We start from the raw sequence: 17,992 nt of genomic DNA on the forward strand, positions 1-17,992 counted from the left end.
ACCGAGGAGTTCCCGTGTTCCCCACCCGCCTGACCGCCGATGCGCTGGACCGCATCCAGGACCGCGTCCGCTCGCGCCTGGCCGACGAGGGCCTCGACGCCCTGCTCACCGACTCGCCGGAGGACGTCGCGTACCTCACCGGGTTCTTCCACCACCCCAGCGAGCGGCCGGTGGCGGTGTGGATGGACGCCGACGGCGGCACCGTGCTGCTCGTCCCCGAGCTCGAGCGGGAGAACGCGGAGCGCCAGTCCGCCCACGCCGACATCGTCTCCTATCCGGAATTCCCGGGTGTGCTGCCGCCGTTCCGTGCCCTCGCCTCCCGGGTCGGCCGCGCGGGCCGGGTCGGCTTCTCCACCGGGATGACCTGGGAGCGCCAGACCGCCGCCTTCGCAGAACTCGACGCTGCGGAGGCGGTGGCCACCCCGCTCGTGACCGTCGCGCGGTACGTGAAGCTGCCGGAGGAGATCGCGCTGCACGCGGAGGCCGCCCGCATCACGGACCTCATGCTGGAGGCCGGGGTCGCCCTCATCCGCGAGAGCGTCGCCGCCGGCGGCGTGCTGCCGAGCGAGGCGGAGCTGGCCTCGCACGTCGGGGGTGTCGGCGTCTCGACGATGTACGCCGAGCACGACGACGTCATCGTCGTCTCCCCGCTCGCGGGCGGCCTCGTCTACGCCGGAGCCAACTCCGCGTACCCGCACGGGCTCCCGTCCGGGTACCGGCTGCAGCCCGGCGACACCTTCATGCTCTCGCTCGGCTGCGCCGTCGGCGGACGCTTCGTCGAGGGGGAGCGCACCTTCGTGCTCGGCACGCCGACCGCGGAGCAGCGGCGCTACCACGACGCCGTCCGGCTGGCCCAGGCGACCGGGAGCGCAGCCATCCGCCCCGGCCGGGAGTGCCGCGCCGCCAACGCGGAGTGCCTCGATGTCATCCGCGACGCCGGCCTCGGCGGGTACCTCCGGCACCGGCAGGGCCACGGCATCGGGCTCGGGATGCACGAGCCGCCGTGGCTGGAGGACGGCGACCCGACCGTGCTCGCGGCGGGCATGATCGTCTCCAACGAGCCCGGTATCTACATCCCCGGGCACGCCGGGTACCGCATCTCCGACTCGATGCTCGTGACCGAGGAGGGCTCGCGCCCGCTGACCGCGTTCCCGCGCGACCTCGACCACTGCACCATCGACCTCTGAACCGCAGAACGAAAGGACCACCCTGTGAGCACCGACGTCTCCCCCGAATTCGCCAAGGCGACCACCACCGCACAGTTCGTCGAGATCAACGGCAACCGGCTCGCCGTCGAGGTGCTGGGGCCGGAGGGTGCGCCCATCATCATCACGCACCACGGCGCGCCCGGCCTCGGGTCGCGGGCCGAGCCGCGCGCCAGCTTCGGCCGGCTGGCGGACGAGTACCGGGTCGTCGTCTTCGACGCCCGCGGCTCCGGCGAGAGCGAGGGGAACGGCGAGTTCAGCCACGAGCAGTGGGCGGCCGACATCGACGCCCTCCGCGAGTGGATCGGCGCCGAACAGATCATCATGGCCGGCGGCTCCTACGGCGGCTTCATGTCGCTCGAGTACGCGACGCGGTATCCGGAGAGGGTCGTGGCCCTGGTGCTGCGCGACACGGCCGCCGACAACTCCCACTCGGAGCTGTCCCGCAAGAACGCCCTGGCATCCGACCGGGTGACCGTGGACATGGAGAAGTTCGACCGCATCGACGAGGGCCTGGTACGCGACAACGACGACCTGCGCGACTGCTGGCGCGAGATCCTGCCGCTGTACGACTTCGTCTACGACCCGGAGGCGGTGGAGCGGAAGGTCGAGGCGACCCCGTACCGGTACGAGGCGCACAATTACGCCTTCTCCAAGAACCTTCCGACCTATGATCTCAAGGGGGCGCTCCCGGGGATCACCGCACCGACGCTGGTGACCGTCGGGCGCACCGACTGGATCACCCCGGTCTCGTGCTCGGAGACGATCGCGTCGCTCATCCCGGATGCGCGGCTGGCGATCTTCGAGAAGTCGGGCCACTCCCCACAGATCGAGGAGGCGGAGGAATGGACCAGGACGGTGCGGGCCTTCCTGCACGAGGTGGTGCCTCCGGTGCGGAGCGCGGCGTCCGAGTGAAGGCCCTCGATACCCTCGACGACCTCGACCGCAGGATCATCGTCGCGCTGCAGCACGACGGGCGGGCGAGCTGGACGGCCATCGCCGACATGGTGGGCAGCTCCTCCGCGACGGTCGCCCGCCGCGGACAGCAGCTGGTCGCCGACGGCGTCGTCCGCATCGCCGTCGTGCCTGCGCTCGGCAGCTCAGGGCAGGTGGACACGTTCCTCGTCCGGCTGAACTGCCGCCCGGGCACGCAGCTGGAGGTGGCAGCTGCGCTCGTCGAGCACGCCGACGTCCGCTTCCTGACGCTCGTGACCGGGCAGTACGACATCATGGCCGAGGTCGTGGTGACCGGAGGCGCCGCGCACTACCCGCAGCTCATCCAGCAGCTGCAGTCGATCGCCGGCATCAAGCGCTGGCGCAGCGACCTCATCATGCACGTGCACAAGGTGCGCCACGACTGGAGCCGCCAGCTGTTCGCCGAGACGATGAAGCTGCCGCAGGAGGACGAGAAGACCTCGCTCGTCGACGCGGACGTCTGCGCGCCGGACCACCTCGACGAGGCCGACCGCCGCATCCTCGCCGCCCTGCGCGACGACGGCCGGGTCACCTTCCAGGCCATCGGCGACCGCACGGGGATGAACGAGTCGAGCGTGCGGCGCCGGTTCGACCGCATGCGCGCGAACCGCTGCCTCGACATCCTCACCCTGGTGCCCGCCGCGGCGCTCGGGATGGGGGCGGAGACGCTGCTGCTCGTGAAGGTGGCGCCGTCGCGGCTGGAGGCTGTGGCGGAGGCGCTGTCGGCCTACCCGGCGGTGCGGTACCTGGCGTCGCTGCTGGACGACAACTCCCTCTTCTGCGAGCTCATCACGCCCTCGGTCGCCGAACTGAACGAGTTCATCTCGCACACCCTCTCGGTACTCGACGGGGTGGAGGGCTGGACCGGCGCGATGGAACTGCTGTACCTCAAGCGCGGGTTCATCGAGACGCCGTGGTGGCGGGCGCAGGTCGGCTACGAGGCCGACGCCGCGACCGGGGAACAGGAGCGGCGGAGGGCCTGAGCGCTGCCGGATCCGGCTCGGGCGGTCAGCCGCGCAGCAGCGACCGCAGGGTCTGGATGGTGTCGGCCTCGCCCGCGTCCTTGTCGTCGCGGTAGCGCTTGACCCGGGCGAACCGCAGCGCGATTCCGCCGGGGTAGCGGCTGGAGCGCTGCACGCCGTCGATCGCGATCTCGACGACCGTCGTCGGCGCGACCCAGACCGTGCCGGGGGTGCGGCGCACCTCGATCTCCTGGAAGTGCTCGGTCTGCCAGGCGAGCAGCTTGTCGGTGAGCCCCTTGAACGTCTTGCCGACCATGACGAACCCGCCCGGCTCGCCGAACTCGCCCTCCGGGTCGCGCGCACCGAGGTGGATGTTGGACAGCATGCCCTGCCGACGCCCCGACCCCCATTCGACGGCGAGCACGACGAGGTCGTAGGTGTGCACCGGCTTCACCTTGACCCAGCTGGAGCCCCGGCGGCCGGCCGCGTAGGGCGAGTCGATCGCCTTCACGACGACGCCCTCCTGGCCGGCGGCGAGGGCGTCGCGCGATACGCGTTCCGCGACCTCGGGGTCGGCCGTGACCTCGCCCGGGATGCGGTGCTCGCCCGCGATCCGCTCCAGCTCGGCCAGTCGGGTGGACAGCGGCTCGTCGAGCAGGTCGAGCCCGTCGACGTGCAGGACGTCGAAGAACCACGGATGCAGAACCGTCTCACGCGCGGCCTCCGCAGGACCCTCGGCCGCAGGCTCCCTCGGCGCTGGGGTCGCGGCATCGCTCCGCGCTGCCCCTGAGCTCCACCGCGCGAACCGGCTCATGGTCTCCTGGAACGGTCTCGGCGCGCCGTCCTCGTCGAGCGACAGCGTCTCGCCGTCGAGGATGACGTCGCGCACCGGCAGCCGGCGCACGACCTCCACGACTTCCGGCAGCCGGTGGGTGATGTCGGCCAGGTTGCGGGTGAAGACGCGCACCTCGTCGCCCTGCCGGTGCACCTGGATGCGCGCCCCGTCGAGCTTGTACTCGACCGACGCCTCGCCGGTCGTCGCGAGCGCGTCGCTCGCGGTCGGAGCCGACGCCGCCAGCATGGGGAGCACCGGGCGGCCGACCACCAGCCCCACCGCGTCGAGCTCCTCGGTCGTGCCGGTGAGGGCGAGCCGGGCCGTCTCGCCCAGGTCGCCCGACAGCATCGCGGCCCGGCGGACCGCCTCGCCGGTGCGGCCGGAGGCGCGGGCGACGGCGTCCGTCAGCACGCCCTCCAGAGCGCCCGTGCGCATCTCGCCGAGGAGCACTCGGGCGATGAAGTCCTGCTCGCGGGCCGTGGCCCGCTCGGTGAACGTGCGGAGTGTGCGCGTGCGCTCGGCCGCCGACCCGGAGCCTCCGAGCGCGCCCAGCGCGTCGAGCAGGCGGTCGAGGTCGTCGACCGTCAGCGTCGGCTCGGCGGCGGGGTCGCCCATCGCACCGGAGAGTCCGCGCCAGCCGACGCCAACGCGGCCCTGCCGGGCCTTGCCGACGAGGAAGCCGACCGCCGGCGCGATCTCGTCGGGCTCGAGGGCCGAGAGCAGGGCGGCCAGCGCGTCCACCTTGGCCAGGCGGGAGCGCGTGGAGGCGACGGTCTCGGTCGTCGCGACGAGCGTGTCCAGGAGCACGACCCCATCCAACCACCGACCTCGGACAGCGTCGGGGGCGCGCCCTAGGCTGGCCCCATGACCTCGCTGCCCAACATCGTCTCGGCCTTCGACCGCATCCCGGAGCCGTGGCAACCCCATCGCCTCGCGACCGTGAACGACCACGACGTGAAGGTCGCGCGCCTGCAGGGCGAGTTCGTCTGGCACGCGCACCCGGACAGCGACGAGCTGTTCCTCGTCGTCGAAGGCCGCCTCACGATCCAGCTGCGCGACCGCGTCGTCGAGCTGGCGCCGAACGACGTGTTCGTCGTGCCCGCAGGCGTGGAGCACCGGCCGCGCGCCGAGCCGGAGGCGCTGGTCGTCATGGTCGAGCGCATGGGCACGGTCAACACCGGCGACAACCCGGGGGAGCGCACCACCGACCTGCGGGAGCTGCCGCACGGTTGAGGTCCGACCGGGCAGTGCACGCACTCATCGCCAGGGCGGTCGCCCGGTTCGACGTGGCCTGCCATTGCGAGGCGAGGAGGGCGTTGCTAGAATTCGGTGTGCAAGGCCCTATGCGATCTTTGTGATCGCCCAGGGGGTCTTGCACCCCGCGGACCCCTGGCCTTGGCCGGGGGTTCTTGCGTCAGCCAAGCCAGTGGACTCCGTAATCAGACGCAGAGGGCCAATGGCCGGCCAGCTGCAGGTAGGCCGCTATCGCACCGCTGGATGGCGTCCCGATATCTCTCCAGATCTCGGGATGCTCCTGACGATGCTTCTGGTACGCGCCATACGCGATGAGATCCGCTGCCTGGATCAGCTGGCTGTAGCGACTGTCCTGCATCATCACGTCCTCGATGATGCGGCGCTGACCTATGTCGAGTGAACGGTGAACTTCTCTGTACGGGGTCGCATCGCGGATCGCGGTTTCCCACAGTTCTCGGTCCCGCGGTGGCCCCAGCTGCTCACCGGGTCTCCCCAGCCCCTGCTGGCCGTCGTACATCACCATCAATTGGGAGTCAGCGCGTTCTGCCCAATCCTCGAGCCATGCAACGAAGCGGGCATACGAGATCGGCTTCGAGACGTCGGTGACGCCGACCCTGAACACGTCGAACGTCGCATTCTTCGAGAGCGTGGAAAGCATGATGCGACCCGTGGCCGCCCGCTTGGCCGTCCCGAACCTGGCATTCTGCGCAGATGTCTCGCAATACTGCCCTCTGCCCTTGTAGAGCGTCGCAGCGTGCAGCTCTGCGGTCTTCGGAACACCGAACTCACGGTGGATCCGGCGGCGCCCCTCGAGCCATGCGTTCAGCACCTCAGCCCATCGTGCATCCTCCACGAGAAGCCCGGTGAGCGTCACGCCGTATCTCGAATCGCCCGAGTCGTCGACATAACACAGATGCACAGATCGAGTATGGCGACTCGGGCTGCCGAGAGCTGGTCGCCCCCCGAGCGCTGTTCCCGAGGACCCTTTCGGCAGGCGACATGCGCTGGGTCAGGCACGACTTCCAACGGTCGTCATCAGGCCACGGGTCGCTCGCGCTATCGTCGTGTGGGGGTCCACTTCTTCAGACGGGCGGCACCAGGCATGGTGAGACAGGAACGGGCCGAGCGAACGCGTGCCGCCATCCTGGACGCCGCCGCGGCCGAGTTCGACGAGCACGGGTACGAGGGCGCGCGGCTGGAGCGGATCGTCGAGCGCACCGGCGCGACGAAGGGCGCGGTGTACTTCCACTTCCGCTCGAAGCTCGACATCGCGCGGGCGCTGGTGGCCGAGAAGTACGCGAACTGGCCCGTCGTCATCCAGGAGGTGACAGACTCGGGGCTGCGCGGCGCGGCCGCCGCGGAGGAGCTGACCCAGCGCGTCGGCGTGATCCTCGCCCAGGACGTGCGCGTCCGGGCCGCCATGAAGCTCACCCAGACGGCCTTCCCGCCCTCGCCGACGGACAACCCCTACGACCGGTGGGTGCAGGTGATCGGCGGCCTGCTGGCGCAGGAGGTCGAGGACCGGCGGTTGACCGGCGTCGACCCCGTCGCGCTCGCCACGGTCGCGGTGCACGGGGTGTTCGGCGCCTACATGATCGCCGACGAGCTCGGGAGACTGGAGGGCCTCCGCGCGGACATCGCGCGCGTCTGGCAGGCGCTCCGGCCGGCCCTGCAGCTCGGGTGAATGCCTGCATTTGCGAATAAACCGGCGAGTCCGTATGTTTTAAGCCGGGGAAACCGTGGCGCCTGCGCCGCATCCGGGGGGAGTTCGTCCCGTCTCGTCCGAGTCGGGACGTCCCCGGCGCCCCTCATTCGCTCGCGGCGTCGCGCCGATGGCGCAGCACGCGACGGACGATCAGCCAGCCGAGCGTCAGACCGACCGCCGCGTAGACCACGACGTCGATGTACTCGCTGTAGCGCTCCACCAGGTGGTACTGCGTGCCGAGCGCGAACCCCGCGCCGACCAGCACGGTGTTCCAGAGCAGCGTCCCTGCGAGCGTGAAGACCGCGAAGCGCCAGAACGGCATCCGCGTCGCCCCCGCGGGCAGCGAGACGAGGCTGCGGACCAGGGGCACGAGCCTCCCGAAGAAGACCGCGCCGCGGCCGTGCCGTCTCAGCCAGTCGGCGGAGCGGCGGAAATCGGCCTCGTCGACGAGCGGAAGCCGGGCGAGCAGCCGCACCGCCCGCTCCTCGCCCAGGCGGCGGCCCAGCAGGTAGAGCAGGACCGCTCCGGCGAAGCTGCCGAGGGTCGCGGTCACCAGCACAAGCACGAGGTGCAGCGAGCCCTGGTACGCCAGGAACCCGGCGAAGGGCAGGATCACCTCGCTCGGGATCGGCGGGAACACCACCTCCGCGAGCGCGCACACCCCGACGCCGATCTCGCCGAGCGCCACCATCACGCGGGACGCGAGGCCGGCCACGCCGCCGAGATCCTCCGGGGCCGCTGCGGGGAGGGCGGAGAGGGGGTGGGGCAGGGCGAGCGTCTGTCCTGTCATGCCCGCGACGCTACCCGGCGCGGATGGGAGGGTCGTGGGTGAGGCTCAGCTCACGCGAACGAGGGTCTGCTGCCACCCCGTCGACCCGTTCGGCGCGATCGGCGTGCGCTTCTGCTCCTGCAACCGGCCCGCGAGGTCGGTCGCCCGCACGGCGAGGGTGTGGGTCCCCGGCGTCGCGTCCCAGTCCAGCGACCACTGCACCCAGGTGTCGCGGTTCACCGGGGCCGACAGCGTCGCCTCCTGCCAGTCGCCGCCGTCCACCTGGACCTCGACCCGGCGGATGCCGACCGTCTGCGCCCAGGCGACGCCCGCGATCTTGGTCCGGCCGGCGCTGAGCCCCCGGTCGACGCGCGGGGTGTCGATGCGGCTGGACAGCTTGATCGGCGCCTTCGCGCTGTACCCGCGCGGGGTCCAGTACGCCTGGTCCGCCGAGAAGGTCGTCACCTTGAGCGACGTGAGCCACTTGGTGGCGGACACGTAGCCGTACAGCCCGGGCACGACCATCCGCACCGGGAAGCCGTGCTCGAGGGGGAGCGGCTCGCCGTTCATGCCGACCGCGAGGATGGCGTCTCGGTCGGCGGCCGTGAGCGCCTCCAGCGGCGTGCTCGCGGTGAACCCGTCGACGCTGCGTGAGAGCACCATGTCGGCGCCCGAGCGCGGACGCGCCAGCGCGAGCACATCGCGCACCGGCACGCCCAGCCAGCGTGCGGTGCCGACGAGGTTGCCGCCGACCTCGTTCGAGACGCAGGTGAGGGTCACGGAGTACTCGTCGAGCCCCATCCGCAGCAGGTCCTGGAAGCCGAGACCGACGCGCTTCTCGACCATCCCGTCGATCGTCAGCCGCCAGTTCGCCGGGTCGACCGACGGGACGGTGAGGGCGGTGTCCACCCGGTAGAAGTCGCGGTTCGGGGTGAACAGCGGGGAGATTCCTTCGACGTCCAGCTCGGCTCCGGCGGGCACGGTCACGCGGGACGCGGGAGCGGGCAGCCGGAGCGCCGAGCGGACGGCGGCGATGGACGACGTCGCCGCCGACCCCAGGCGCGCCCCGACACCGGCGACCACGCCGCCGACCGCGGCCGCGGCGGTCAGCACCAGGAAGCGGCGGCGGTCGACACCGCGCGTCTCCTCGCCGGCCGAGACGCGCCAGCCACGGAGCCACGAGACGGCGAGGGTCAGCACGACCGCGCCGGCCACGGCTCCCACGGCGGGAGGCGCGAACGCCAGGGGGCTGGCGCCGGCGCGCGTCACCGCGGCCGCGACCGCGGCGACCCCTGCCACGCCGAAGAGTGCGACGCCGACCCTCCGCCAGCGCAGTTCGAGCATCCCGGCGACGGCGGCCGCGACGAGTGCCGCCACCCCCACCGTCGCGATGAGGAACAGCTTGTCGTTCGACCCGAAGAGCTGGATGGCGAGCTCCTTGGCCCAGCGCGGCACCACGTCCACGACGAACGACCCGACGGCGACGACCGGGCTCGCATCCCGGGCGACGAGCAGTGCGGCGAGTTCCGCGGCACCGAGGAACACGATGCCGGCCACGGCACCGGCCAGAGCGGCGAGGGCGATCGTCGCTGCGGTCTTCTTCTTCGCTGCGTGCTTCTGCGCGGTGTTCTTCGTCTTCGGGGTCACGCCGGGAGTTCGGCGCGGAGACAGCCTGCGGATTGGTTCCAATCCGATCCCGCGACCGTCCCGAACCCCTGATGACCGCCGGGAGCGGCGGTCTCCTGATCGGCATCACATCCCTCGAAGGAGAAGTACCATGCGATCCACTGCTCGCCTCGCCGCCGCCGGCATCCTCGCCGCGGCCGCCCTCGCCCTCACCGCCTGCTCGTCCGGAGCCGGCTCCTCGTCGAGCGACACCAGCTCGTCGATGTCGTCGTCGACGCCGTCCGCGTCCTCGTCGATGGACCCGGCCGCCGACCTGGTCGGTCCCGGCTGCGCCGCCTACGCCAAGCAGGTGCCGTCCGGCGCCGGCTCCGTCGAGGGCATGGCCCAGGACCCGGTGGCGACCGCCGCGAGCAACAACCCGCTGCTGACCACCCTGGTCGCCGCCGTCTCCGGCAAGCTGAACCCGAAGGTCAACCTCGTCGACACGCTCAACGGCGGCGACTTCACCGTGTTTGCCCCGGTGGACGACGCGTTCAAGAAGATCGACCCGGCCACCATCGACACGCTGAAGACGGACGCCGGCGCCGCGACGCTGACCTCCATCCTCACCTACCACGTGGTGCCCGGCCAGCTCTCGCCCGACAAGATCGTGGGCACGCACAAGACCGTCGAAGGCGGCGAGGTGACCGTCTCGGGTTCCGGTGACTCGCTCAAGGTGAACGACGCCAACGTGATCTGCGGCGGCGTGAAGACCGCGAACGCCACGGTCTACCTCATCGACTCGGTGCTGATGCCCCCGGCGAAGTAAGGGTCTCGCTCCGACGACGGCGGTCGTCCGGAACGTCTGCTGCGGCCAGGCCGTACGCACTCGTTCCGGACGGCCGCCGTCGTTGTGCGCGCACGAGATTGCCGTCTAGCCAGCCCGAGTGTGTGCGGGTTAGCGTGCGCTCGTCGAGCCCACGAACAGGAGCCCTGGATGAACCCGAATCCGGAATCGGTGATCGGCGAGCCCCTTCCGCCCGCGCGGACGCTGCCCTTCCCCCCGCCCGCGTCCGGCAGCTTCGCCGGCCGCACCATGCAGGAGTCCACGTACTCGCCGCAGCCGCCGCAGCCGCATCTTCCGGGGGACGCCCCCAACGTCCTCATCATCCTGATCGACGACGCAGGACCCGCCCTCCCGACCACGCTCGGCGGCGCCGTGCGCACCCCGACGCTCGACCGCATCCGGAGCAACGGCATCGGCTACAACCGGTTCCACACCACGGCCATGTGCTCGCCGACGCGCGCGTCGCTGCTCACCGGCCGCAACCATCACCGCGTCGGCAACGGCCAGGTCGCCGAGCTCGCCAACGACTGGGACGGCTACTCCGGCCGCATCCCGAAGAGCAGCGCGACGATCGCGGAGGTGCTGCGGAACTACGGCTACTCCACCGCTGCGTGGGGAAAATGGCACAACACCCCGGCCGAGGAGACGACGTCGGCCGGCCCGTTCGACCGCTGGCCGACCGGGTACGGGTTCGACTACTTCTACGGCTTCCTCGCCGGCGAGGCGTCGCAGTACGAGCCGAACCTGGTGCGGAACACCACGATCGTGCGGCCACCGAAGACGCCGGAGGAGGGCTACCACCTCACGGAGGACATCGCCGACGACGCGATCGGCTGGCTGCGGAACCACAAGACCCTCGCACCCGAGAAGCCGTTCTTCCTGTACTGGGCGACCGGCGCCATCCACGGCCCGCAGCACATCATGAAGGAGTGGGCGGACACGTACAGCGGGGCGTTCGACGACGGCTGGGACGCCTACCGCGAGCGCGCGCACGAGGGCGCGAAGGCGGCGGGGTGGATCCCCGAGGACGCCGAGCTCACCCCGCGACCGGAGGGGCTGGACGGCTGGGACGACATCCCGGAGCACCAGAAGCCCTTCCAGCGGCGGCTGATGGAGATCGCGGCAGGCTTCGGAGAGCATGCCGACGTGCAGGCAGGACGGCTGGTCGACGAGCTCGACGCGCTCGGCTACCTGGAGAACACGATCGTCGTCTACATCTGGGGCGACAACGGCTCCTCCGGCGAGGGCCAGAACGGCACGATCAGCGAGTTCCTCGCGCAGAACCTCATCCCGACGACGGTCGATCAGCACCTCGCGGCGCTGGAGGAGCTCGGCGGCCTGGACGCGCTCGGCACTCCGGCGACGGACAACCAGTACCACGCCGCCTGGGCCTGGGCGGGGTCCGCGCCCTACCAGGGGATGAAGCTGCTCGCCTCCCACCTCGGCGGCACCCGCAACCCGATGTTCATCCAGTGGGCGGGCCGTATCGAGCCGGACCCGGTGCCGCGCACGCAGTTCCACCACGTCAACGACATCGCCCCGACCTTGTACGAGATCATCGGGATCACGCCGCCGGACACGGTGAACGGCATCCCGCAGGACCCGATGGACGGCATCAGCCTCGCCTACTCGATCGACGACAGGGCGGCCGAGGGGCGGCGCCGCGTGCAGTACTTCGAGATCATGGGCAGCCGCGCGATCTACGCGGACGGGTGGATGGCGTCCGCCCTCGGCCCGCGCCTCCCGTGGGTGCCGGGAGCGCCTCCCGGCATCCGCACCTGGACGCCGGACGAGGACAGCTGGGAGCTGTACCACCTCGACTCCGACTGGAGTCAGGCGCACGACCTGGCCGCCGAGCATCCCGAGAAGCTCGCCGAGCTGAGGGAGACGTGGGCGATCGAGGCGGCGAAAAACGATGCGCTGCCGATCGGCGGCGGGCTCTGGGTGCCGGCGCTGCATCCCGAGGACCGGTTCGCGCCGCCGTACACCGAGTGGGAGATGACCGGCGACACCGTGCGGGTGCCCGAGTTCTGCGCGCCGGCCCTCGGCAACCGGCCCAACACCGTGACGCTCGAGGTCGAGGCGGGGGAGCGGGCGAACGGCGTGCTCTACAAGCTGGGCGGCGCGGGCGGCGGGCTCACCGTCTACGCCATCGACGGGATGCTGCACTACGAGTACAACCTGTTCCTGGTGCAGCGGACGATCGTGCGTGCCGAAGCTCCCCTCCCGGCCGGCGCCTCGACGATCGAGGTGGTGACGACGGTGGCCGAGCCGCGCCCGGGCAGCCCGCTCCACGTCGTGCTGCGCATCGACGGCACCGTGGTCGGCTCCGGCGACGTGCCGCTCAGCGCGCCGCTGCTGTTCACCGCGAACGACTGCCTCGACATCGGCCGCGCCTACGGCGGCGCGGTGTCGCGGGCGTACGCGTCGCGGATGCCGTTCGCCTTCGACGGGACGATCGGGCGGGTGCACATCGCGTACACCTGATCCGTCCGTCCGACGCCGCGGCGGTCAGAGGAACGCGACGAGCGCCTCGGTGAGCCGGGCGCGGGCCGTCCGGTCGTCGATGGTCGCCGGGAGATCGCCCGGCTGGGCGCCGTAGTCGCCGAACTGCGCGTGGTCCATGCCGTCGATCTCGACCAGCGCGGCGTCGGCGGGGAGCAGGTGGCGCGCGCCGGCGATCTTCGCCGGTGTGCTGAGTCCGTCCCTGGTCCCGCCGATGGACAGCACCCGCAGGCCGCTGCCGCTGAGGTCGTTCGCGCAGTACGAGCCGAACAGCACGAGCCCGGCGACCTGCGGGTCGTCGGCGAGCTGGCAGGCGCGCACCCCGCCGAGGGAGTGGCCGCCGACGTACCAGGTGGTGACCGCGGGCGCATGCGCAGTGAAGGTGCTCAGCGGCCGCTGGTCGAAGAAGGCGAGGTTGAGCGTCGGCTTCGTGACGACGACCGTGAGGCCGGTCTGCTTCACGGTCGGGGCGAGCTTGTAGAGGTACGAGTACGGGTCGACGAGCGCTCCGGGCACGAACACCAGCCCGGTGCCGGACGCCCGGCCCGTCGGTGCGAGGACGACGGCGTCGCCGGTGTCGTGGATGCTCACGGCCGGGTCGCGCCAGACCTCGAGCGCGGGCCCGCGCTCGCCCATCATCGGCGTCGACGCCCAGGCGAGGAAGCCGATCACCACGAGTGCGAGGACCCCCAGCACGGCGAACGCCGTCGCACGGATTCGGCGCAGCGCTCTTCTGGACCCGTTCACGCATCTAGCGTACCCTGACCATAAGCCAGCTGACTAATCACCAAGCGAGGGAGTTCGGATGTCGTCGCAACGCACCCGGTGGGCCGGTCTCGTCTTCATCAGCATCGCCGTGGCGCTGATCATCGTCGACTCGACGATCGTCAACGTCGCCATCCCCTCCATCGTCGACGAGCTGCACATCGGCTCGACCGGCGTGCAGTGGGTGCAGGAGTCGTACACGCTCGTGTTCGCCTCCCTGCTCCTGGTGTTCGGGACGCTCGCCGACCGGATCGGGCGCCGGCGCATGCTCCTCATCGGTGTCGCGATCTTCACGCTGTCCTCGATCGCGGCCGCGCTCGCGCCGACCGGCGCCTTCCTGATCGGGGCGCGGCTGGTGCAGGGCGTCGGCGGCGCGATGGTCCTCCCGACGACCCTGTCGCTGATCAACGCGGGCTTCCGGGGCAAGGAGCGGGCGATCGCCTTCGCGGTCTGGGGGTCAACGATCGGCGGGATGACCGCGCTCGGGCCGCTGCTGGGCGGCTGGCTGACCACCGCGTTCTCGTGGCGCTGGGCGTTCGGGATCAACATCCCGCTCGGAATCCTCATCGTCGTCGGCGTGCTGGCGACCGTCTCCGAGTCCCGCGACACCCGCCACGCGGGAGGTGTGGACGGCGTCGGCGCCCTCCTCTCGATCGTCACGAGCGCATCGCTCGTCTTCGGGCTGATCGAAGGCCGCACCTACGGCTGGTGGCTGGTGGACACCCGTCCGACGATCGGGGACTGGACCTGGCCGTTCGCGCTCTCGCCCGTCCCGATCGCCTTCGCCGTCGCTGTCGCCTGTGGCGTGCTGTTCGTCCTTCGCGGCCGCGCCAGGATGCATTCAGGGAAGAGCACGATGCTCGCGCTCGACCTGTTCCGCATCCCCTCCTTCCGCAACGGCAACATCGCAGCGACGATCGTGTCCCTCGGCGAGTTCGGCATCGTGCTCGCCCTGCCGATCTGGCTGCAGAACGTGCTCGGCTACAGCGCCCTCGACACCGGGCTCATCCTGCTCGCCCTCGCCATCGGGTCGTTCGTCGCCAGCGGGTTCGCCGGCGCCTTCGGCAACCGCGTGCCTCCCGTCGCGATCGTGCGCGTGGGACTCGCGGCCGAGATCGTCGGCGTCGCGGGTCTCGGCTTCGTGATCTCGCCGTCCACGCCGTGGGGAGCGCTGATCCCGTTCCTCTTCGTCTACGGCTTCGGCGTGGGGCTCGCGACCGCGCAGCTGACCGGCGTCGTGCTGAAGGATGTGCCGGTCGAGCAGAGCGGCCAGGGCTCGGGCACGCAGAGCACGGCGCGCCAGATCGGCTCCGCACTCGGCATCGCGGTGCTCGGCACCGTCCTCTTCGCGTCCGCGACGGCCGTGCTCGACTCCTCGCTGGAGGGACGCGGGATGCCGCAGCAGCAGCGCGACCAGGTCGTGTCGGCGGTCGTCGACAGCTCAGGGGCCGCCATCGCCGGGCTGGAGAAGGACCCCAGGACCGCCCCGATCGCGGAGGACGCGAAGGTCGCGTTCTCCGACGGGACGCGATGGGCGGCGTTCTCCGCCGCCGGATTCCTCGTGGTCGGGCTCCTGGCCACGCTGTCGCTGGGCAGCGGGCGGCCGGAGCGGGAGCACGCCGAGGTCGAGGCGTCGCCGGTCGTCACCCCCGTCTCCGACAGCTGAGGCGAGCGGGCGTCAGAGCGTCAGTCTGAAGGGACCCAACGCTCGCCGGGACGGTACGACCCGAAGGTCCACTCCCGGCCGCCGGGGTCGAGCACCCGGGCTCGACGGCTGCCCCACTCGGTGTCCTCGGGCGGGAACACGATCGTCGCACCGGCGCCGACGGCCCGTGCGAACATCCCGTCGACATCCGGTGTCACGAGGTAGACGCCCACACCGGTCGAGGAGCCGACCAGCGGCGGGGCGGCGTAGGCGGCGTCGTCCGACGCGAGCATCACGACCGTGTCGGCCAGCCGCAGCTCGCTGTGGGTCACGCTCCCGTCGTGGCCGTTCTGCCGCTGCAGCACGTCGAAGCCGAGCTCCTCCAGCCACGCGATCGCGCCGGGCGCGTCCCGATAGCTGAGGTAGGTCGCCGAGGTGATCACGATGGTTCCTCGACCGCCTGTCCCCGGTACTCGCGCCCGGCCTCCAGGTCGCCCCGGATGCCGTCGAGCACCGCCTGCACCGAGACGCGCTTGGCCTCGGTGTCCACGATGTTCGCGGGCACCGTGACGACCAGGCCCGACTGGTAGAAGGCGCGGATGCGGAAGCCTCCCGCCCACGACGACGGCGTTGCATTGTCCGACTCGGTGCCGCCCGACAGCTCGAACCGGAGCAGTCCGGAGCGGCTCTCCACGCGTGTCACCACCTGTGCGCCCGGGGTGTTGTCGTCCACCACCTCGGCGGCGACGACGGTGTGGTCGGTGAAGATGCCGATGCGGAGCGTGACGCTGGACGGCGCGGAGGCGGCCGCCGCTCCCAGGTAGATGATCGGCTGGTCGCCGACGGCGAGCTCCAGCTGACGCAGCAGCAAGGAGTACCAGGCGGGCTCCCGCTCCAGCAGCTCGCGCAGACCGCGCTCCTCGTCGAGGAGGGCACGCAGCTTCTCCTGGATCGCCGACATATCCGCCATTGCGCCTCCTCCGTCTGCGAGAAGCATATCTCTAGCCTGGCTAGAAGAGCGACGGCACGGGTGCCGGGGTCAGCGCGTCGCCGAGACCTTGTAGCGCGCCCCGCGATGGGTCTGCGGAAGCCGGTCGCCCGCCCCGTGCAGCTTGTTGCGCAGCGTTCCCGGCGCGTACTCCTCCGGGTAGGCGCCGCGCTTGCGCAGCTCCGGGATGATGAACTCCACGACGTCCTCGAACGTGCCGGGGGTGATGGCGTAGGCGAGGTTGAAGCCGTCCACGTCCGTGTCCTCCACCCACTCCTGCAGGGTGTCCGCGACCTCCGACGGCGAGCCGACGATGTAGGGCCCGAGCCCGCCGATCGCACCGTTGCGGCCGATGTCGCGCACGGTCCACTCGCCGCCCTCGGCGTTCGGCCTTTGGAAGTTGGCGACGGCCGACTGGATGGCGTTGCTGTCGACGTTGCCGATCGGCTCGTCCAGGTCGTACTTGGACAGGTCGACGCCCATCCAGCCCGACATGAACACCAGGGCGCCCTCGTCGCTCGCGTACTGCAGGAAGTCGTCGAACTTCGCCTGCGCCTTCTCGCTGGTCTCGTCGGTGATGATCGTCAGCAGCGTGTAGATGCGGGCGGAGTAGCGGTCGCGGCCGGCCGCCTCGAGCGCGTCCCGCAGCTTCGAGACGGTCGCCGTGAGGCCCTCCTTCGTCGACGCCGCAACGAATATCGCCTCCGCGTTCTCGGCCGCGAACGAGATGCCGCGCTTCGACGCGCCCGCCTGGTAGATCACCGGGGTGCGCTGCGGGCTCGGCTCGGAGAGGTGGATGCCGGGCACGGTGAAGTGCTTGCCTTTGTGCCCGATCTCGTGCACCTTCGCCGGGTCCGTGAACACGCCGGACTCACGGTCGCGGACGACGGCGTCGTCCTCCCACGAGCCCTCCCACAGCTTGTAGAGCACCTCCAGGTACTCGTCGGCGTGGTCGTAGCGGTCGTCGTGCTGCAGCTGGTCGTCGTGGCCCATGTTCCGGGCCGCGGAGGGCAGGTAGCCGGTGACGACGTTCCAGCCGACGCGGCCGTTCGTCAGGTGGTCGAGTGTCGACATGCGGCGCGCGAACGGGTACGGGTGCTCGTAGGCGGTGCCGGCGGTGATGCCGAAGCCCAGGTTCTCCGTCACCAGCGCCATCGCCGAGACCAGGAGGACGGGGTCGTTGACGGGCACCTGTGCGCCGTGGCGGATGGCGGCTTCGTTGCTGCCGCCGTACACGTCGTAGGTGCCGAGCACGTCGGCGATGAAGATGCCGTCGAACGTGCCGCGCTCCAGTAGCTTGGCCAGCTCGGTCCAGTAGGTGAGGTCCTTGTAGCGCCACGCCTGGTCCTCGGGGTGACGCCACATGCCGGAGGACTGGTGGGCGACGCAGTTCATGTCGAACGCGTTGAAGCGGATCTGCCGGGTCATGGCTCCAGGATGGGCGACCCCGGCCGCGCGCGCATCCCGAGCGTCACGTTCCGTAACGACGACGCGCCGTGGCCTCTGGCGTTCGTGGGCCATCCGGGCCAGCATGGGCACGCGAGCCCTTCGCCACGACCGTCCCGAGAGGATGCCATGACCGACGAGTCCGACTTCGCGCCCGCTCTCCCCACCTTCGAGTCCGTCGCGGAGGAGCTGCTCCGCGACCCGGACGACGACGTGTCGCTGACCACCACCGGCCTTCACGTGCACGACCGGCTGTTCGCGTACCCCGACAGCGAGGGCCTGGTCGTGGACCTGCCGACGCAGCGCGCGGACGACCTGGTCGGCCGCGGGGTCGCGGAGCCGGTGCGCGCCGGTCGCGCGGAGCCGCGGGGCGCCTGGGTCCGGATCGGCGACCCCGAGGACTGGCCCGAGCTCGCGAGCGAGGCCCACCAGTTCGTGGGCGAGCCCGCGGTCGGCCGGGAGTCGTAGTCGTCGGCTCGTCCCGCG

At 71.1% G+C, this 17,992-nt stretch carries 17 protein-coding genes; 9 read left to right on the forward strand and 8 right to left on the reverse strand.

The features are described from left to right. Nucleotides 1-14: 14 nt before the first annotated feature. From HNO83_RS17560 to HNO83_RS17570, 3 genes are read left to right on the forward strand one after another with little or no spacing between them, the layout of a single operon-like run. A complete protein-coding gene (locus tag HNO83_RS17560) occupies nt 15-1,187 on the forward strand; it encodes a M24 family metallopeptidase (RefSeq protein WP_175338829.1) in 1,173 nt (390 codons plus the stop codon). A 24-nt stretch (nt 1,188-1,211) separates the two neighbouring features. Then, entirely contained in the window at nt 1,212-2,120 is a 909-nt protein-coding gene (locus tag HNO83_RS17565) for an alpha/beta fold hydrolase (protein ID WP_175338830.1), read from the forward strand. Continuing rightward, nucleotides 2,117-3,163, forward strand: coding sequence for an Lrp/AsnC family transcriptional regulator (locus HNO83_RS17570; protein WP_175338831.1), 1,047 nt, complete (start codon nt 2,117-2,119; stop codon nt 3,161-3,163). Before HNO83_RS17565 ends, HNO83_RS17570 begins: the two co-directional genes overlap by 4 nt. A 25-nt stretch (nt 3,164-3,188) precedes the next feature. On the opposite strand, the gene HNO83_RS17575 is transcribed toward HNO83_RS17570, so the two are convergent. Further along, entirely contained in the window at nt 3,189-4,784 is a 1,596-nt protein-coding gene (locus HNO83_RS17575) for an ATP-dependent DNA ligase (protein WP_175338832.1), read from the reverse strand. Nucleotides 4,785-4,841: 57 nt separating this feature from the next. Between HNO83_RS17575 and HNO83_RS17580 the strand changes: the two genes are divergently transcribed. Further along, nucleotides 4,842-5,210, forward strand: coding sequence for a cupin domain-containing protein (locus HNO83_RS17580; protein WP_175338833.1), 369 nt, complete (start codon nt 4,842-4,844; stop codon nt 5,208-5,210). Nucleotides 5,211-5,391: 181 nt separating this feature from the next. On the opposite strand, the gene HNO83_RS17585 is transcribed toward HNO83_RS17580, so the two are convergent. Then, nucleotides 5,392-6,150 carry a DUF3800 domain-containing protein gene (locus tag HNO83_RS17585; RefSeq protein ID WP_175338834.1) on the reverse strand — a complete coding sequence of 253 codons (759 nt, stop codon included), beginning with the start codon at nt 6,148-6,150 and terminating at the stop codon, nt 5,392-5,394. Between the two features lie 183 nt (nt 6,151-6,333). On the opposite strand from HNO83_RS17585, the gene HNO83_RS17590 reads away from it, so the two are divergent. Then, nucleotides 6,334-6,915: a TetR family transcriptional regulator gene (locus HNO83_RS17590; protein WP_175338835.1), complete on the forward strand. Its 582-nt coding sequence runs from the start codon at nt 6,334-6,336 to the stop codon at nt 6,913-6,915. Between the two features lie 124 nt (nt 6,916-7,039). Here the strand turns inward: HNO83_RS17590 and HNO83_RS17595 are convergent, their stop codons facing one another. Further along, a complete protein-coding gene (locus tag HNO83_RS17595) occupies nt 7,040-7,726 on the reverse strand; it encodes a DedA family protein (RefSeq protein ID WP_175338836.1) in 687 nt (228 codons plus the stop codon). Nucleotides 7,727-7,771: 45 nt separating this feature from the next. Continuing rightward, on the reverse strand, nt 7,772-9,352 hold the full coding sequence (locus HNO83_RS17600) for a molybdopterin-dependent oxidoreductase (RefSeq protein WP_175338837.1): 1,581 nt from the start codon (nt 9,350-9,352) through the stop codon (nt 7,772-7,774). A 130-nt stretch (nt 9,353-9,482) separates the two neighbouring features. Here HNO83_RS17600 and HNO83_RS17605 point away from each other — a divergent pair, with 130 nt between their 5' ends. Then, nucleotides 9,483-10,139, forward strand: a complete 657-nt coding sequence (locus tag HNO83_RS17605) for a fasciclin domain-containing protein (RefSeq protein ID WP_175338838.1) — start codon at nt 9,483-9,485, stop codon at nt 10,137-10,139. A gap of 168 nt (nt 10,140-10,307) precedes the next feature. Beyond that, nucleotides 10,308-12,644 (forward strand): arylsulfatase, encoded by a 2,337-nt coding sequence (locus tag HNO83_RS17610; RefSeq protein ID WP_217499199.1) that lies wholly within the window; start codon nt 10,308-10,310, stop codon nt 12,642-12,644. Between the two features lie 24 nt (nt 12,645-12,668). Here the strand turns inward: HNO83_RS17610 and HNO83_RS17615 are convergent, their stop codons facing one another. Continuing rightward, nucleotides 12,669-13,409 carry an alpha/beta hydrolase gene (locus tag HNO83_RS17615; protein WP_502708440.1) on the reverse strand — a complete coding sequence of 247 codons (741 nt, stop codon included), beginning with the start codon at nt 13,407-13,409 and terminating at the stop codon, nt 12,669-12,671. Nucleotides 13,410-13,467: 58 nt separating this feature from the next. Here HNO83_RS17615 and HNO83_RS17620 point away from each other — a divergent pair, with 58 nt between their 5' ends. After that, entirely contained in the window at nt 13,468-15,093 is a 1,626-nt protein-coding gene (locus tag HNO83_RS17620; RefSeq protein ID WP_175338839.1) for an MFS transporter, read from the forward strand. 20 nt (nt 15,094-15,113) lie between these two features. Here HNO83_RS17620 and HNO83_RS17625 read toward each other — a convergent pair whose 3' ends face one another. The 3 genes from HNO83_RS17625 to HNO83_RS17635 all read right to left on the reverse strand — a co-directional run bounded on the left by HNO83_RS17625 (nt 15,114) and on the right by HNO83_RS17635 (nt 17,488). Next, nucleotides 15,114-15,515, reverse strand: a complete 402-nt coding sequence (locus tag HNO83_RS17625; protein WP_175338840.1) for a VOC family protein — start codon at nt 15,513-15,515, stop codon at nt 15,114-15,116. Next, on the reverse strand, nt 15,512-16,042 hold the full coding sequence (locus HNO83_RS17630; protein ID WP_175338841.1) for a hypothetical protein: 531 nt from the start codon (nt 16,040-16,042) through the stop codon (nt 15,512-15,514). Before HNO83_RS17630 ends, HNO83_RS17625 begins: the two co-directional genes overlap by 4 nt. Before the next feature lie 69 nt (nt 16,043-16,111). Further along, nucleotides 16,112-17,488 (reverse strand): LLM class flavin-dependent oxidoreductase, encoded by a 1,377-nt coding sequence (locus tag HNO83_RS17635; protein WP_175338842.1) that lies wholly within the window; start codon nt 17,486-17,488, stop codon nt 16,112-16,114. A gap of 147 nt (nt 17,489-17,635) precedes the next feature. On the opposite strand from HNO83_RS17635, the gene HNO83_RS17640 reads away from it, so the two are divergent. Next, a complete protein-coding gene (locus tag HNO83_RS17640) occupies nt 17,636-17,974 on the forward strand; it encodes a hypothetical protein (RefSeq protein WP_175338843.1) in 339 nt (112 codons plus the stop codon). The last annotated feature ends 18 nt before the right edge of the window (nt 17,975-17,992 follow it).

It is taken from the genome of Leifsonia sp. C5G2 (assembly GCF_013359685.1).
Classification (GTDB): Bacteria; Actinomycetota; Actinomycetes; order Actinomycetales; family Microbacteriaceae; genus Leifsonia.

Excerpts from the sequence above, each read along its gene's own strand:
- HNO83_RS17580 (WP_175338833.1), top strand. The coding sequence starts at position 4,842 with ATGACCTCGCTGCCCAACATCGTCTCGGCCTTCGACCGCATCCCGGAG.
- HNO83_RS17590 (WP_175338835.1), top strand. The coding sequence starts at position 6,334 with ATGGTGAGACAGGAACGGGCCGAGCGAACGCGTGCCGCCATCCTGGAC.
- HNO83_RS17595 (WP_175338836.1), bottom strand. The coding sequence starts at position 7,726 with ATGACAGGACAGACGCTCGCCCTGCCCCACCCCCTCTCCGCCCTCCCC.
- HNO83_RS17605 (WP_175338838.1), top strand. The coding sequence starts at position 9,483 with ATGCGATCCACTGCTCGCCTCGCCGCCGCCGGCATCCTCGCCGCGGCC.
- HNO83_RS17610 (WP_217499199.1), top strand. The coding sequence starts at position 10,308 with ATGAACCCGAATCCGGAATCGGTGATCGGCGAGCCCCTTCCGCCCGCG.
- HNO83_RS17620 (WP_175338839.1), top strand. The coding sequence starts at position 13,468 with ATGTCGTCGCAACGCACCCGGTGGGCCGGTCTCGTCTTCATCAGCATC.
- HNO83_RS17630 (WP_175338841.1), bottom strand. The coding sequence starts at position 16,042 with ATGGCGGATATGTCGGCGATCCAGGAGAAGCTGCGTGCCCTCCTCGAC.
- HNO83_RS17635 (WP_175338842.1), bottom strand. The coding sequence starts at position 17,488 with ATGACCCGGCAGATCCGCTTCAACGCGTTCGACATGAACTGCGTCGCC.
- HNO83_RS17640 (WP_175338843.1), top strand. The coding sequence starts at position 17,636 with ATGACCGACGAGTCCGACTTCGCGCCCGCTCTCCCCACCTTCGAGTCC.